The organism is Chitinivorax sp. B, assembly GCF_005503445.1.
GTDB lineage: Bacteria > Pseudomonadota > Gammaproteobacteria > Burkholderiales > SCOH01 > Chitinivorax.
This window is the reverse complement of record NZ_SCOH01000013.1, coordinates 75,803-92,067: the sequence shown is the minus strand read 5'-3', so window position 1 is coordinate 92,067 and position 16,265 is coordinate 75,803. Positions and strand designations below refer to the sequence as shown.

The following is a 16,265-nucleotide window of genomic DNA, read 5'->3' as shown; positions in this document are numbered from 1 at the left end:
TTAATATTCATTTAAAATCCTGATTAAGATTTCTTTTCTTCAGCTTTCTTTTCTGCTGGCTTGGTATCATTTACCTTTTCTGCAGCGGGTGCTTTTTCCTCTGCTTTTTTAGCTGCTTTGGCAGGTTTCTTGGCCTTCTTTTCCACTGCAGGCTTAACAGCGGTGTCTGCCTTCACTTCTGCGGCAGGCTTTGCTTCTGCTTTTGCTTCCACCTTCGTTTCAACAGCGGGTTTGGTTTCGGCAGGCTTGGCATCTGCTACAGGTGTGGCAGCAACAGCACTGAAGGAAACAGCAGCAAAAGCGGAAGCAATCAGCGTAGCAATCAGTTTGTTCATTTACATCTCCATTCAGTTTAGGTTAAGCATTCATTACCGGTTTCGTTTCGCTGGATCGCGTCCGGCATGGCTCACACATTAACGCCAGTTAGATGAACGAAAACTGAACTTAAAAACCAACCAATCCCACACATTTATTTAACTAGAAATTCAAATAAAGCCATCACCAATTTACCAAGCAAATCGTGATGCTTAGAGCCGCTAACAAAACCCAGCGAAGTGATTCTGGTTAGGCGTGCAAACAAAGACAGTACGAGCGTACGACGAGTTTGCACAACAACACCAGAAGGGTTTTGTTAGCAGTTCTTAATCCAATCCAGCAAGCTGCAATGCAGCTGTGACATCATGTGACAATGCAGCATTGATTGGATTCAGCTTTGTACACCGATTTACTTGTGCCATGTAGTAGGTACGTGCACTCATCGTACTGCGAAACCGCATGGTGTAAGAATCATCCACCCGGCATTGCAATGGTCGAGTCGCATAAACTGTACACAAATCTGTCCGCTCATCCAGAAAACGGCAAACGCCGTCACCACGATTCAGTCCAGCCACCCTTTCCATTTTGCGGCAGCAACTGCCACAGCGAGTGCAAGGGTATTTCATTGCCATCCCTCCCCCAAGACGTAACGGACCAATACGACTACCAAGCCACGTCTGTCATTCACGAGCTTTTTCCTTGAGAATCGACGACATTTCCTGGCGCATAGCCGAAGTCTGCTGATCGCCACTTCCGCCTAGATCGTGCAACACTTCAGAAACCTTGGCCCCCGTAGACATCGCGCCGCTGATCCCGATCATTCCGCCAACAATCGGGGCCCCTGGGAATGGAAGCATTGCCACACCCATTGCAAGTGCTTGCGTTTCTGCCATGCCTAACATGGCAGATGTCATTTCATGCTTTGCGCGATCATGCGCAGCACCAATCACTTCCTGAATTCCATCTTGTGATGTTGTTGCAGCCACATAAGTGGCATCCGTCGCATGTTGGGTCGCATCGACTGCTGCATGAAACGCATCGGCAGGGTTCATGTTCCGTAGATGTTCCGCTACATTGTTAGCTGCGGTTTGTACGCCGGCCTTTGCAACTCGGGTGACATCGTCCGGATTAATGGTGGCTTGCCCCCCTACAACTTTAACTGCGCCACGCGCTACCTCGAGATCCGACTTCAGGTGTTCAACACCCTGCTCAAGCTGCTGCATTGCCTCGACTGGATTTTGTGCAACCGTTGCCATTTTCTGTAACAGATCCACTCGATTCTCAACCTGTTTGGAAAACCCGTCGGAAATCGGGTTGGCATTTTCTGACGGGGCAATGTCAACCGCCACTTGGTGTAAACGCTCATTCCCTGTACCAGTCATCGGTGGATGTCGTGGCATAGGATCAGGCGCATTTGTTTGTGTCGCACCCTCGATCCCCCTGGCTGTGCGATCAACAGCCACGCCGACCAAAACACCGCCCGTCGTTTTCAATACATTTGCTGCAAGTCTTGAAAGCATTCGCTTTTTCCCTAGTTCGGCGAATCAGGCATAAGTCTGGTTTGAAAAACTGCCCGGCAATGCGGATGTGGGCATCGACACGTCGCACAAACGCTGTTTCACGGCATCCAGCTTATTGATGAAAAGTTCGACTTCCTGCTCCAAGCGCGTTACCGATACCAAATCCACGGCGATAGAGGCCTGCAGTAATAACGCCTGCTGAAACATGGACCAGGAAATCACCCCACCTTCCGTTCCCGACTCCAGGCAGTTCATTGACATGGCTTGCTGGATTACCTCCATACCATCCCGTGGCTGCCATAAGGTCAACGTGCTATAGAAAAACAATTTGTTCTGCCCTGCCAAATACCTAAAGTACAGATGCTTCCCATTTTTGAGTGCCAACCCAGTACTGCCATCAGCCTCCAACCTCAACCCGGCGATGCCATTACGATTGCCCATGTCTTCCAGACAATCTCTGACTTTCTTCTCGTTATGCATGTTCTCCCTTTCGTACCCAGTTAGCCCCCATGGCGCTGTAGTACCGACCCACGTCAGCCAATTAGGCGGGTATCCAATGGATTTGGCAGCTACGGCCATACCTGATAAGTGACAGAAACCGGCAGGCAGTTCCAAACAGCGACTGAATCTGTACCGGAACCAATCAACTGCGGCATACGGCGCCATTGTGAGGCCAGTGCCAAGCCAACTACCTTAAATCAATAGGCTGCACTCAATTGATCTGTAATTGCCTTGACACAACACTTACTTTCCGGAACCATTCAAGCAAACGATTGTTTGAATTTAGGTATCCGTATGTCACCTGGCAAATTGAAATGGTTCATCAACTTGTGGCCACCGTTCATGGGCGCTGGAATCAAGGTCGAGCACATTGCACCGGATTTTAGGCAGGCCACCGTGGCACTGCGCATGCGCTGGTATAACCGCAATTATGTCGGCACGCATTTTGGCGGATCATTGTTCGCGATGACCGATCCGTTTTACATGCTGATGTTGATGCAGATTCTGGGGCGGGAATACTACGTCTGGGATAAATCGGCGCACATCGACTTCATTGCCCCCGGCAAAGGCAAGGTGACGGCAAGGTTTGATATCAAGGATTCAATCATCGACGAAATCCGCCAAAAAACAGCGGATGGAGAAAAGTACCTGCCAGAGCTACCCGTGTTGATTCATGACATGCAAGGCAACCTGGTTGCCAAGGTGACAAAGCAGCTCTATATCAAACGCAAGCCTACAAAGAGCTGAAATCTATCAACCGCATTCAAGCCGAATAGGCTACTCGGCACACCGCATGTTGGGCATTGGAAAATCAGGGTCGCAAGGCAGCGATTCAATCGCAGACAGCATGTGTGTCGGTGGCAAAGGTGGCAGGCACGTTAGATTCCGATCAACACCCGGGCCTTTGACCGAAATGGTACGAGTCGCTGACTTGTCATCTGCCGAGTATTCCAGCACGTAATCGAAAGCCCCATTTTTGAACCGGATCAACCCGAAATCAATCGCCGTATCCGGCCCCTGATAAGGGCGCAGATAGTGTCCGGCCATGAATTTCTTCAAGCTGCCGGCGTGTTCGGCTGGATAGGCGAATTCAATGGCACCAGGCTTACCAAAGCGGTACTGTAGCCATGTCGGGCGGCGTTGCTGGTCTGCCTCCCCACACAAGGCGGCCCATTTGCGCCCCTTTGGCGTCTTGGTGACACAGGTGTAATACACCGTTTCACCGGGCCCGCACAACGAGGTTTCCGCCGCCAGAGCGACGGGTAAGACCAGCAAACCCAGCAGCGCCACGAAGCGCATCAGATATCGCCCTCTGCAGCATTACCGTGCTTTTCCAGCCACGAACGACGGCTGGAGGCTTCGCCTTTGCCCATCAGCATGTTCATGATCCGGCGGGTATCGGCTTCGAGCGCTTCAATGCTGACCTTGAGTGTTCGGCGAGTGTCCGGGCTCATGGTCGTTTCGAACAATTGTTCCGCATTCATCTCACCCAAGCCTTTGAAACGGGAGATTTGCCAACTGCCTTCGCGCACCTTTTCCAGGCGCAACTTATCCAGAATGGCTTCTTGCTCACCCGCATCCAGCGCGTAATACTTGCGGGGTGGCTTGTTCTTGCCTTGACCCGGTACATCGATGCGATACAGCGGCGGTTGGGCGATGTAGACGTGGCCGTTTTTGATCAGTTGCGGAAAATGGCGATAAAACAAGGTCAACAACAGCACCTGAATATGTGAGCCATCCACATCGGCATCCGACATGATCAGGATCTTGCCATAGCGCAGGCCAGACAAATCGGCAGCATCCTCCAATGTGTGGGGATCGACACCAATCGCCACCGCAATGTCGTGCACTTCGTTGTTGGCGAACAGCTCGTTGCGGTCGACTTCCCAAGTATTCAGCACCTTGCCGCGCAAGGGCAGAATGGCCTGAAAGTCTTTGTCACGGCCCTGCTTGGCAGAGCCGCCTGCGGAATCACCTTCCACCAGAAACAATTCGGTTCGGGAAGCGTCATCTGACGTGCAATCCGTCAATTTGCCGGGCAACACCGCTACACCGGATGACTTCTTCTTGACCACTTTCTGGGCAGCCTTCATCCGGCTTTGTGCTTGGCGAATCGCCAGCTCGGCAAGCTTCTTGCCGTACTCGATATGTTCGTTCAACCACAGTTCGAATGGGTCTTTCAACATGGCAGACACCAGTCGTACCGCGTCGCGGCTACTCAGGCGTTCCTTGGTCTGCCCCTGGAACTGCGGGTCCAGCACTTTGGCAGACAGTACGAAGGATGAACGGGCAAATACGTCCTCCGGCAACAGCTTGACTCCTTTGGGTAGCAAGCTGTGCATATCGACAAAATTCTTGATCGCGTTGAACACGCCATCACGCAATCCGGTTTCATGCGTTCCGCCTGACGGTGTCGGAATCAGGTTCACATAGGATTCACGCGCCGTTCCCCCCTCCTCCGTCCAGGTGATCACCCAGGCGGCACCTTCGCCACGGGCGAAGGATTCGGACTCTTCTGCGACATATTTCTCGCCCTTGAACAAGGGCACAGCCAATTCCTGCTCGGCCAGCATTTCCGACAGATAGCCGGCCAGGCCGTCCGGATAGCACCATTGCTTGGCATCTTCGGTGCCATCGCGTTTTTCGATGGTCAGGCTGACCGTAATGCCGGGCAGTAACACTGCCTTGGAGCGCAGAATGTGTTCCAGCTCACCCATCGGGATATTGGGTGAATCAAAATATTTGGCGTCAGGCCAAGCACGAACAAAGGTACCGGTATTCTTCTTGCCGACTTCGCGTACCTGCACCAAGGGTTCTTGCACAAAGCCATCACCAAACACTAACCGATGCTCGGCTCCATCACGGCGCACGCTTACTTCCAGCTTGGTTGACAATGCATTGGTGACACTGACGCCGACACCGTGCAAACCGCCAGAGAAGCTGTAAGCACCGCCGTCTTTCTTATTGAATTTGCCACCGGCGTGCAACTGGGTGAACACGACTTCAACGGTCGGCACACCCATTTCTGGATGCAGCCCGACCGGAATACCACGCCCGTCGTCCTGTACCGAGATCGAACCATCACTATGCACGCGTACAGTGATGGTTTTACAGAAGCCACCCAACGCCTCGTCAGCAGCGTTATCGATCACTTCCTGAATGATGTGCAGCGGATTTTCCGTGCGGGTATACATGCCGGGCCGGTGCTTGACCGGTTCCAGGCCCTTGAGAACTTTGACGGAGGATTCGTCGTATTGCTGAACTGCCATGGCGGATAATCTGGAAAGGATGTTTTCGCGGCGCAGCATAGCATGGTAGACGGCTGATCAAAAGCGGCAAAGTACTGTATATCGCAATAAAAAAGGGGCGCATGGTGCGCCCCAGTCCAAGCATGTTTTTTTGTATTTGCTTGCTTAAATGTTGTAGGCCTTCTCGCCATGCGAGGTTACATCCAGCCCTTCTCTCTCTTCTTCTTCCGGTACACGCAGGCCGATCAGGATATCCACCAGCTTGTAGGCGATGACGGATACCACTGCTGACCAGATCAGCGTTGTCCCCACTCCAATTGCTTGAATCTTCACTTGGGTGGCGATGGAATACCCACCGGCCACGCCATTTGCCACGTAATCCCATACACCGCTACCGCCCAGTGCCGGATCGGCGAACACACCTGTCAGCAATGCCCCCAGGATACCACCTACACCATGCACCCCGAACACATCCAGCGCATCATCCGCACCCAGCATGCGTTTCAAGCCATGTACGCCCCACAGGCAAATCACACCGGACAACAGGCCGATGGCCATCGCCCCACCCACACCGACGAATCCGCAGGCGGGCGTAATCGCCACCAAGCCAGCCACCGCACCCGATGCCGCACCCAACATGGAAGGCTTACCCTTCAACAACCATTCGGCAAAGGTCCAGGCAATGGCAGCACCCGCAGTGGCCACCCAGGTGTTCACAAAGGCCAGTGCTGCGACGCCATTGGCTTCCAGCGCAGAACCTGCGTTGAAACCGAACCAGCCGAACCACAACAGGCTGGCACCGATCATGGTCATGGTCAGGCTGTGTGGTGTCATCGCTTCGCGACCATAACCGATACGCTTGCCAACCATATAGGCACCCACCAAACCAGCAACAGCAGCGTTGATGTGTACAACGGTACCGCCTGCGAAATCGAGTGCACCTTTTTGGAACAGGAAGCCTGCTGTTGCGGTAGCGGCATCAGCTGCAGCTTGCGTTGTATAGGCATCCGGTCCCGCCCAGTACCAGACCATGTGTGCCATTGGCAGGTAAGCAAAGGTGAACCAGATCACGCAGAACGCCAACACTGCAGAGAATTTCACACGCTCAGCAAAGGCACCGACGATCAGGCCGCATGTGATAGCGGCAAACGCCCCCTGGAACACCACGTAGATCAGTTCCGAGATCACAACCCCCTTGGAGAACGTCGCAGCCACTGAATCTGGCGTGATGCCTTTCAGGAACAGTTTGCTCAGCCCACCAAAGAAAGCATTGCCTTCGGTAAACGCCACGCTGTAGCCATACACCACCCACAGTAGCGATATTAGCGAAAACACTGAAAATACCTGCATCAACACGGACAACATGTTCTTGGCACGCACCAAACCGCCATAAAAGAGTGCCAATCCGGGGATCGACATCAAAATAACGAATGCGCTGGCAACAAATATCCAGGCGTTATCCCCACGGTTTGGAACGGGTGCGGGCGTTGTTGCGGCAGCCGGGGCGGCGACAGCCTCAGCCGCTTTGGCATCCACAACAGATACTGTTCCCGTTGCAGCTTGGGCAACACCGGTCACCTCAGTGGCTACAGGGGCCGCTTCTGCCGGCTTGGGGTCTTCCGCCCAGCTTGGGGTAGCCAGCATGGCACCAAACAGCGCCAGTGTCGCAAGCAGTTTTTTCATCGCTCTCTCTCCAATGGTGATTACAGCGCGTCCGCACCTGTTTCGCCGGTACGGATACGAATTACCTGTTCCAGTTCAAACACAAAAATCTTGCCGTCGCCGATCTTGCCGGTATTAGCAGATTTTTCGATCGCTTCAATCACCTGCTCCAGGATGTCATCGCGTACCGCTGCCTCAATCTTCACTTTAGGCAGAAAATCCACCACGTACTCCGCACCACGGTAGAGCTCGGTATGGCCCTTTTGCCGGCCAAAACCCTTCACCTCGGTAACGGTAATCCCTTGCACACCAATCGCAGAGAGTGCTTCGCGCACCTCATCCAGCTTGAATGGCTTGATGATGGCAGTGACCAGTTTCATGTCAGCTCCTAAGATTGCTGATCGGGCAGGGAAACCGCCCGCGGGTTGTCATAGTTATCCGTGGCAATTTGCCACTCATCACAATTCTTAGCACATACCATGCCAACCATTAAATCCATTAATAATCAATAAATAACCATTAACACGGATATCCAACCTCAACCAGCTGCACCAGTGATGCGCGCCCTCCCCCACGAATGCACTCAGTTGGTGCGTCATGTAATTCGAGCACGCGCCAATGACGATCATATGCCCGCGCATGCCTGCTTTTTGCTAGACTTGCCAACAATGCGAACCAACCGGAGCCCTACCATGCTTCGTCAGAAGATTCTTGAAGATATCAGTGCAAAAATCGGTGAAACCCTAGCCAGCAGCCCGGCCAAGGATGTGGAAAAAAACATGAAAGCCATGCTGGGTGCGGCTTTTTCCCGCCTGGATCTGGTTACACGTGAAGAATTTGACGTGCAGCAAGAAGTGCTGAAACGCACTCGCGAAAAGCTGACACAACTGGAGGTGCGGCTGGCTGAACTGGAAAAAGCAGCCAAGGCAACGGCCCCCACCGTTGAAAACACACCAACTGCAGAATAAGCCGGATTGATGGCTCAAACAGAAACGGCGACTTGAAGTCGCCGTTTCTGTTTTTACCGTATCACCTGTGACCAGTCTTTTTCGAAGTAATGTACCAATGACTGATTATTGAGCCGATTCGGTTCCACCTGAACCCGCTGCATATCAGCCGGAAAGCTGAACATCAGCCTCGTGCTGTCACCATCCAGGAAACGCATAGGTAAGGTGTAACGATCAGGCGGCATGAAACCAGGTTGTTTACCCGCCGCAATAAATCCCCACTCACCAAAGCTGGGGACATAAGCATGATACGGCCAGGTTTGAAAGCCTGCCTCACGCAATGTCGCATCAATGCACCAGAAAGAGCGTGCCGCATAATAAGGTGAAGTAGACTGGATCACTATCAGGCCGTTCTCCGACAAATGCCGGGCCATCAAACGATAGACAGGTACAGAATAAAGTTTGCCCAAACCAAAATTGGAGGGATCAGGAAAATCGGCAATGATGGCATCGAATTGCTCGGTATTGGTTTCCAGCCAACTGCCCGCATCCGCATTCACCACACTCACACGTTTGTCGGTCAACGATCCCCGGTTCAACGCCACCAACGGTCCGGACCGGGCAAACAACCCAGTCATGGCCGGGTCCAGATCCACCAGGGTGACCTGCTCGATTTGTGGATAGCGTAATACTTCCCTTGCGGCCAGGCCATCCCCACCACCCAGTACCAGAACCCGGCGAGCCCATGGCAGGGTTTGCATAATCGGATGCACCAACGCCTCGTGATAACGATGTTCATCACGTGAGGAAAACTGCAGATTACCATTGATATACAGCCGCAGATCATCTTTCCACTTGGTTACCACCAGACGTTGATACGGCGTGGTTTCGGCATGAATCACATCATCCCCGAACAGACCCTTCTCAGACCAGCGTGTCAGCTGATCGGATGCAGCAAACCCCAGCAGCAGTAACCCCAATATCATCGCAGCTCGTATAGTCTGCATGCGAAACGCACTCAGCTCTCGACGAAAGATATAAGCGGTATACAGTGCCACGCCAGCATTCAACATGCCAAACAGAAATCCAGTACGAGTCAGACCCAGTTTGGGTGCCAATACCAATGGAAACAGCAGTGACACAGCCAACGCGCCTAGGTAATCAAAGGTCAATACGCGGCTGACCAATTCCTTGAAGCCGGCCTTACGGGCGTTCAATACTCGCATCACCAATGGAATCTCCATCCCCACCAGCATGCCAATGACAAACACCAAGGCATACAACACCGTTCGGAACGGTGTGGCCATCCAGGTAAATACCATGAACAGGATCGCCGCCGACAAACCACCAATCAGGCCAACCAGCAATTCGATATCGATAAAGCGGGCCAGCGTGTCTTCATCTTTCACATATTGCGATAGATGCGAGCCCACACCCATTGCAAAGAGATAACAACCAATGATCGATGAAAACTGCAATACTGAATCACCCAACAGATAACTGCTCAGCGCGCCGGCGATCAATTCATATGCGAGCCCGCACGATGCAACGATAAATACTGAGAGAACCAGGACTCGATCTAGCATAATAAGTATGCGATACGGATTATGTCGTTCGCGAATGTGTAGAAGCACTCTAGAATACAACTTAAACACGTGACGATACCAACCCCGACAAGGCCTGACGATGGAACTTGCCTACAACTACCTGATTCATATCCTGTCTGCATTTGCCATGCTGGCATTCTTTGTGGCCATCTATTTCAAGGTCACCCCGTTTGATGAGATGGCATTGATCCGGGATGGCAACCTGGCCCCAGCACTCAGCTTCGGCGGCGCCATGACAGGTTTTTCACTGACACTGGCTTCCAGCATCATGCATAACCCGACCTGGCTGACCTTCCTGATTTGGGCTGCCAGTGGCATGGCCGTTCAGTTGGTCGCCTACATACTGACCAGCCGGATGCTGCCGCACATGAATGAGGCATTGCAGGAAGACAATATCGCCATGGGCACCTTGATGGGTGCGATTTCCGTTTCCGTTGGCGTAATCAATGCAGGTTGTATGTCTTGAGGTCACCGTGAATCCAAGCGACCAGAAGATACTCGTAAAACGCTATATCGATGCTTACAACCAGTTCGATCTAGAGGGTATGGCTGCCGGCCTGCATCAAGACATCGCATTCGAGAATGTGACCGGAGAGACTGTAACCGCGCAAGCCAAAGGTCTTGCCCAGTTCGAATCACTTGCCAAGCACGGCAAGACACGCTTCAGTCAACGGCAGCAAACACCCACACATCGGCAACATAACCATGACCTGCTGGCTGTCGGGATCGACTATCGTGGCGTACTGGCAATTGATTTGCCCAATGGCATGTAAACAGGCGACACACCGACATTACAAGGCCAATCCGTTTTTCGCTTTGCTGACGGATTGATTTGCCAACTAACGGACAAAAGCTAAGCAACCAATTGCTGACCGGGCCGCCTCGACCCGTAACCAGTCAATTATTTTCATCAAGGAACGATCATGGGTCTCGGCTCTTTTATCAAGAAACAGTTTATAGACATCCTGCATTGGACAGAGGAAGAGGACGGTGTACTGGCCTATCGTTTCCCGATGCAGGATATGGAAATTCAGAATGGCGCCAGCCTGACGGTCCGTGACTCGCAAATGGCGGTGTTCGTGAACGAAGGCAAAGTTGCTGATGTGTTTGGCTCCGGCCAGTACAAGCTGACTACTCAGACCTTGCCGGTACTGACCTATCTGAAAAACTGGGACAAGTTGTTCGAATCCCCGTTCAAGAGCGACCTGTACTTCTTCAGTACCCGCATTCAGCTGGGCCGTAAGTGGGGAACACCACAGCCCATCACCATCCGTGATCAGGATTTCGGCATGGTTCGGCTGCGCGCTTTCGGCATGTATTCATACAAGCTGGTCGACCCGAAACTGTTTTACACCGAAGTCAGCGGTACCCGCGAAATCTACACGCGTGACGATCTGGAAACCCAGTTACGTAATCTGGTCGTCGCCACCATGACGTCCACCCTGGGTGGCGGTGGTGTGCCTTTCCTCGACATGGCTGGCAATCAACTGTTGATGGCTGAAAAGATGAAGGAAGCCCTCGTTCCCGCTTTCAGCAAATATGGCCTGGAACTGGATAACTTCGCCGTCGAAAACATCTCGTTGCCGGAAGAACTGCAAAAAGCCATCGATACCCGCATCTCGATGGGCATGATCGGCAATATGCAGACCTACACCCAATACCAGACGGCCAATGCCATCCCGTTGGCGGCCCAAAACGAAGGCGGCTTGGCCGGAATCGGGGCGGGCTTGGGCGCAGGTGTACAAATCGGCCAGGTCATGGCGCAATCAATGGGGCAAATGCAGGCCGCACCACAAGCCGCACCCGTTGCACAGCCTACGGCAGCAGCGGCCCCTGCAACCCCGGCGGAAGATGCACCGGAAGCACGCCTGGAAAAACTGAAAGGGCTGCTTGATAAAGGGCTTATTTCTCAAGCCGACTTTGATAGCGCCAAAGCCGAAATCCTGAAGAAGCTGATCGGTTGATTAAGATCGCCGGGGTCGACTGCTCCGGCTTTCTGATCCGGAACCCACACCACACAACCAAGGAAAGATCATGGCCGCAGCACATCGTTCAGACGATTGGCGTGGTGTCAGCAAGCTGACGGTCGATGCTGTCATCGCCATCAGTGACATCGCGGAAATGCTGCACATGACCATTCTTCGAAGCAGCGGGCGTTGGGTATTCGGAATCGACAAACCCATCGGTGGCATCACTTCGTTGGCCTACCGCTCAGTACGAAGCGTGGCGCGCCTGACTGGTGGCAGCCTCGACACCGCTTTGTTCAAGCTGGCCCCGCTGCTGGTCGATACGAGCCGCTGGCCAGGACGGCCAGCACTGCTGGCGGCCATCAATGGAGTATTAGGCGACTATTTGGCGGAAAGTGGTAATCCGCTGGCCATCCCGATGACAGTGCGACATCAAGGTACAGAACTGACTTTGGCCCCACAGGCATTGGCTGACACGGTACCAGATGCTGGATCACGGCTGTTGGTCATGGTTCATGGCCTATGTATGAACGATCGCCAATGGTTGCGCCGGGGCCACGACCATGGTGCAGAACTGGCGAAAGTGTTGGGTTACACACCGCTCTACCTGCATTACAACAGCGGGTTACATATCTCCCATAACGGCCAGTCGCTTGATCAAATGCTGGAAGACCTGGTGGCCATCTGGCCTGTCAAGGTCACATCACTGACACTGATCGGCCACAGCATGGGAGGCTTGGTAGCACGTAGTGCATGTCATTACGCCAGTCTGTCAGGACACCATTGGCGCAGCCTGCTCGACAAATTGATCTGCCTGGGTACGCCGCACCATGGCGCCCCTCTGGAACGTAGCGGCAACTGGTTTCATCTGTTGATGGACAGCAACCGTTACACAGCCCCCTTCGCCAGACTGGGCAAGTTACGTAGCGCCGGCATCACTGATCTGCGGCACGGTAGTCTGCTGGATGAGGACTGGCAATCTCATGATCGCTTTGCTCATGCCGGTGATCAGCGTCAACCCGTTCCGCTACCGGCCGGTGTAGCCTGCTACGCGGCGGCGGCAGCGGTGGGCGATACCACGGCAAAGTTGGGCAGCCAACTTGCGGGGGATGGGTTAGTGCCACTGGATAGTGCATTAGGCCAACACTCCGATCCTGAGCGATCTCTGAACTTTCCGGCGGAACATTGTTGGATTGGTTATCGCATGAATCACCTTGATCTGCTCAACCGGCCCGAGGTGTATGCACAATTGAAGACATGGCTGCAAGCAGGCACCTGATGTCGCAACGAAAATCAACTTTGGCTGGCATGTTGTCGCCCACCCTGCAGAACACAACAAAGTATGTATAAAGTCGCTTGCCCCGCGTGTGGTGCTGAAGTCCTGTTTCGCTCTGCGGCCTCGGTCATGGCCGTTTGCGAGTATTGCCAATCAACCTTGATGCGCGATGCTGATTCGGTCAAGGACATTGGCAAGATGTCCTCCGTAATCGAAGACTTCTCGCCTATCCAGATCACCACCTCCGGTGTTTACCAAGGCAAGGCCTTCGGCGTGGTCGGGCGCATTCAATTGCGTTATGACGCTGGCTTCTGGAACGAATGGTATGTCTTGTTCGATGACGGCACACCGGGTTGGCTGTCAGATTCGTCCGGCCAATACGTAATGACGGTACCGCTGCCGACACCAGCCAAAATGCCGGCTTTCGAGCAGATCAAGCCTGGTATGTCGCTCAATTTCGACAAAACCGCCTTTATCGCTGCTGATGTCCGAACTGCGCAATGTGTCGGTGGACAGGGCGAGCTTCCATTTCAGGTTGGCGAGGGTTGGCAGGCACATGTAGCAGATTTCCGAAGCAAAGAACGTTTTGTGACGCTGGACTTCTCGGATGGCCACGACCCAGCAGCTTATATGGGTGATGCAGTCACCTTGCAAAGCCTGCAGTGCCAATTGTTACGTACTGATGAGCAAATCACCCAAAGCGCTGGCAAGATGCGCGGCAAGGTGCAGACCCTGGAATGCCCAGGCTGTGGCAGCCCCATCAAATATCGTTCCGGTGCCGCCATGCAGGTGGCCTGCCCAGCCTGTCATGCAGAGGTGGATTGCACAGGGGATAAGGCAACTGTGCTGCAAAAGCACGATGAGCTGGAAAAAATCACGCCGACCATCGCACTGGGCACTGTACTGACAATCGATAAAGTTCGTTGGAACAGTATCGGTTTCATGCGCTGCCGAGAGATCGGCGATCCAGGCGAATGGACGGAATACCTGCTGTATCACCCCATGAAGGGATTCATGTGGTTGGTGGAAACCGATGAAGGTTGGGATAAGGTGGAGGTTCTCAACACTTGGCCGGATCAATTCTCCAACAGTTCGGCCCGGTTTGATGGCACCAGTTACACCAAGTATGTCGAGTATGGCAGCGAGGTCATCTATGCTGCTGGTTCTTTCAACTGGCGAGTATCAGTTGGCGACAAAACGTGGATCACCGACTACCGGCAAGGCAACATCAAACTCACACAAGAACGCAATAGCAACGAACTGAGTTGGTCCAGATCGGAATCCGTCAGCACTGATCAGATTGCCACCTGGCTCGGTAAGCCTGGCAAAGTACCGCGTACCACCAGTAAACGCGACACGGTGGACGAAGAAATTTCACCACTGCACAGCACAGCCAAAGCATTTACCTGGATGTTGCTGATTTTCAATGTGCCGATCCTGTTTGGTAGTGGCTTTGCCGGGATCATTCTGCTAGGTGTCGCGTTGCTCGCGCTATGGTGGCCAACCTTCAACAAAGGTGATGACAGCTGAGTGCCCACCACACTAGTATGCATTCGTCTTGAAATACCCCATTGCAAACCATCTACTTTTCCCACGTATTGCCTGAAGACTTCATGGCAACATGGTTTTCGACGTCAACAATAATGACGATGTCAATTTAATTTACCAAACATAAACCCATTTACCATTTTTTCCGTTAGCCCATGGTAAACTCATCGACATGCATTCATTCTACAGAATGCATGTTGGGTCAGATCAAAACAAGGGTGGGTAGCATCGCCACTCAGCACACCCAACCTACTGGAGAAATAGGGACATCATGCCGAGGAAGTCGTAAGCCGGCATGATGTGGCAGGCGAGATCGATCAACGCAGACATATCCGCCTACACGACATGCACTAGACCAGATGGTAAAGCGATGTCCCAACGTGTTGTACCCGCCTATGGCGGGCAACGAATGACTTAGTTTTATCGGACACCGTAGCATGATTCGCTTTATCAAATCCTTGACTGGTCGCCTGCAATCGCCGTCACGCCCCAAGCCCGCCGTACAGGACAACCGACCGGCACCTGTACACATCAATGTACCTGGCGTTGGCCAGTTTACCCTGGCACAGCACCTGTCGATCAGACAAGGCTTTCCCATCGCCGACTGGCGCGCCATCTCGACTTGGGTCGACAGCCTGCCAGGTGAACGGACACGAGATGCCGCCTGGGCAGCCTGTGAACAAGGGTGGCTGCTGCACATGAAGCAGGCATTGGGGGCGGGGTTTCATCTGGTGGAAAGCAATCGTGCCATGTTGCTGTCGTCACTAACGCCCAATGTGGCCCACGCCACCCTGGCCTACATGGAACAAACCCAGCGGCGCTTAGGCACGCTTCTGGAGGGCATTGCCAAACCGGATTCACTCGGCAAGGAGTTGATGGTTGTATTCGATAGCCAAGATCAATACTATCAGTACGTCTGCGGCTATTACCCTGAGAAAGGCGAGTTTTCGCTCAGTAGTGGCATGTACATTCACCGCGGCTGTGGTCATTTCGTCACCACCCAGGCAGACCTGAGTGTGATCGAACCCATCATCGTGCACGAGATGACACATAGCATGCTGTCTTATCTGCCCATGCCAACCTGGCTGAACGAAGGAATTGCAGTCAGCAGCGAACGTCGGCTGGCTGGCCCACCGGCACCCAATCACCACATTCGCGACAAGCACCGCCAAGTATGGAATGAGCATAGTATCCAACAATTCTGGTCAGGTGATGCCTTCATGCAAAGTGGAGACATCAGCCAACTGGCGTATGACCTGGCACAGACGGTTGTGGAACAATTGGCCCGGGACTGGCATGGTTTCAAACGTTTCGTGACTGCGGCACATCGAAATGATGCAGGCAAAGCTGCTGCAGAAGACATTCTAGGTATCGATCTGGGTCGCTTCGTCGCCTTGATCATGGCCCGAGAAGACGGTAGCGACTGGTCTCCCCAACCTCAGCAATGGGCCAAAGCGCCCGTTGGACAAGAGTTGGAATTCACAGCCTGACCGACTCGAACGGGCAGCAATAGATCAGACGGAAGATAACCATGTGCCGCCAGCAAAGCGCCGTGTGGCCATGCTTGGCAAGCAGGCTGCCTTGCGGTGATATACAATAGACGCATGTACCACCTGCGAAACTGGGACCACCATGAATCGTTTTGTCTACATCATTTATGGCCTGTTTGTGATG

The 16,265-nt window shown here is 53.2% G+C and carries 17 protein-coding genes; 8 read left to right on the top strand and 9 right to left on the bottom strand.

What is annotated here, in order from left to right; translation table 11 throughout:
• Positions 1-23: 23 nt before the first annotated feature.
• The 4 genes from FFS57_RS10205 to FFS57_RS10190 all read right to left on the bottom strand — a co-directional run bounded on the left by FFS57_RS10205 (position 24) and on the right by FFS57_RS10190 (position 2,315).
• Complete coding sequence (locus FFS57_RS10205) at positions 24-335, bottom strand: hypothetical protein (RefSeq protein ID WP_137937687.1); 312 nt, start codon at positions 333-335, stop codon at positions 24-26.
• A 306-nt stretch (positions 336-641) separates the two neighbouring features.
• Positions 642-941 carry a YkgJ family cysteine cluster protein gene (locus tag FFS57_RS10200; RefSeq protein ID WP_137937686.1) on the bottom strand — a complete coding sequence of 100 codons (300 nt, stop codon included), beginning with the start codon at positions 939-941 and terminating at the stop codon, positions 642-644.
• Between the two features lie 54 nt (positions 942-995).
• On the bottom strand, positions 996-1,835 hold the full coding sequence (locus FFS57_RS10195; protein WP_137937685.1) for a hypothetical protein: 840 nt from the start codon (positions 1,833-1,835) through the stop codon (positions 996-998).
• 24 nt (positions 1,836-1,859) lie between these two features.
• Positions 1,860-2,315, bottom strand: coding sequence for a CesT family type III secretion system chaperone (locus FFS57_RS10190; RefSeq protein WP_171013812.1), 456 nt, complete (start codon positions 2,313-2,315; stop codon positions 1,860-1,862).
• A gap of 315 nt (positions 2,316-2,630) precedes the next feature.
• On the opposite strand from FFS57_RS10190, the gene FFS57_RS10185 reads away from it, so the two are divergent.
• Entirely contained in the window at positions 2,631-3,083 is a 453-nt protein-coding gene (locus FFS57_RS10185; RefSeq protein ID WP_137937683.1) for a DUF4442 domain-containing protein, read from the top strand.
• A 30-nt stretch (positions 3,084-3,113) separates the two neighbouring features.
• Here the strand turns inward: FFS57_RS10185 and FFS57_RS10180 are convergent, their stop codons facing one another.
• The 4 genes from FFS57_RS10180 to glnK form a co-directional block, all read right to left on the bottom strand.
• Positions 3,114-3,635, bottom strand: a complete 522-nt coding sequence (locus tag FFS57_RS10180) for a hypothetical protein (RefSeq protein ID WP_137937682.1) — start codon at positions 3,633-3,635, stop codon at positions 3,114-3,116.
• Positions 3,635-5,605, bottom strand: a complete 1,971-nt coding sequence (parE, locus tag FFS57_RS10175) for a DNA topoisomerase IV subunit B (protein WP_137937681.1) — start codon at positions 5,603-5,605, stop codon at positions 3,635-3,637. The genes FFS57_RS10180 and parE overlap by 1 nt, the downstream gene beginning before the upstream one ends.
• Positions 5,606-5,749: 144 nt before the next feature.
• Positions 5,750-7,267 carry an ammonium transporter gene (amt, locus tag FFS57_RS10170; RefSeq protein ID WP_249383964.1) on the bottom strand — a complete coding sequence of 506 codons (1,518 nt, stop codon included), beginning with the start codon at positions 7,265-7,267 and terminating at the stop codon, positions 5,750-5,752.
• A 20-nt stretch (positions 7,268-7,287) separates the two neighbouring features.
• Positions 7,288-7,626, bottom strand: coding sequence for a P-II family nitrogen regulator (glnK, locus tag FFS57_RS10165; protein ID WP_137937680.1), 339 nt, complete (start codon positions 7,624-7,626; stop codon positions 7,288-7,290).
• Between the two features lie 312 nt (positions 7,627-7,938).
• Between glnK and FFS57_RS10160 the strand changes: the two genes are divergently transcribed.
• Positions 7,939-8,214: an accessory factor UbiK family protein gene (locus FFS57_RS10160; protein ID WP_137937679.1), complete on the top strand. Its 276-nt coding sequence runs from the start codon at positions 7,939-7,941 to the stop codon at positions 8,212-8,214.
• Positions 8,215-8,267: 53 nt separating this feature from the next.
• Here FFS57_RS10160 and FFS57_RS10155 read toward each other — a convergent pair whose 3' ends face one another.
• Positions 8,268-9,779, bottom strand: coding sequence for a polyamine aminopropyltransferase (locus tag FFS57_RS10155; protein WP_137937678.1), 1,512 nt, complete (start codon positions 9,777-9,779; stop codon positions 8,268-8,270).
• A gap of 100 nt (positions 9,780-9,879) precedes the next feature.
• Between FFS57_RS10155 and FFS57_RS10150 the strand changes: the two genes are divergently transcribed.
• From FFS57_RS10150 to FFS57_RS10125, 6 genes are all read left to right on the top strand, one after another.
• Positions 9,880-10,266, top strand: coding sequence for a DUF350 domain-containing protein (locus FFS57_RS10150; protein ID WP_137937677.1), 387 nt, complete (start codon positions 9,880-9,882; stop codon positions 10,264-10,266).
• A 7-nt stretch (positions 10,267-10,273) separates the two neighbouring features.
• The gene (locus FFS57_RS10145; RefSeq protein WP_171013810.1) at positions 10,274-10,573 is read left to right on the top strand and encodes a nuclear transport factor 2 family protein; all 300 of its coding nucleotides are present in this window, start codon (positions 10,274-10,276) and stop codon (positions 10,571-10,573) included.
• A gap of 150 nt (positions 10,574-10,723) precedes the next feature.
• Complete coding sequence (locus FFS57_RS10140; protein WP_137937675.1) at positions 10,724-11,764, top strand: SPFH domain-containing protein; 1,041 nt, start codon at positions 10,724-10,726, stop codon at positions 11,762-11,764.
• A gap of 70 nt (positions 11,765-11,834) precedes the next feature.
• Entirely contained in the window at positions 11,835-13,046 is a 1,212-nt protein-coding gene (locus FFS57_RS10135; RefSeq protein WP_137937674.1) for an esterase/lipase family protein, read from the top strand.
• Between the two features lie 195 nt (positions 13,047-13,241).
• Positions 13,242-14,573: a DUF4178 domain-containing protein gene (locus tag FFS57_RS10130; RefSeq protein WP_249383963.1), complete on the top strand. Its 1,332-nt coding sequence runs from the start codon at positions 13,242-13,244 to the stop codon at positions 14,571-14,573.
• A 455-nt stretch (positions 14,574-15,028) separates the two neighbouring features.
• On the top strand, positions 15,029-16,081 hold the full coding sequence (locus FFS57_RS10125; protein ID WP_137937672.1) for a hypothetical protein: 1,053 nt from the start codon (positions 15,029-15,031) through the stop codon (positions 16,079-16,081).
• Positions 16,082-16,265 lie beyond the last annotated feature (184 nt).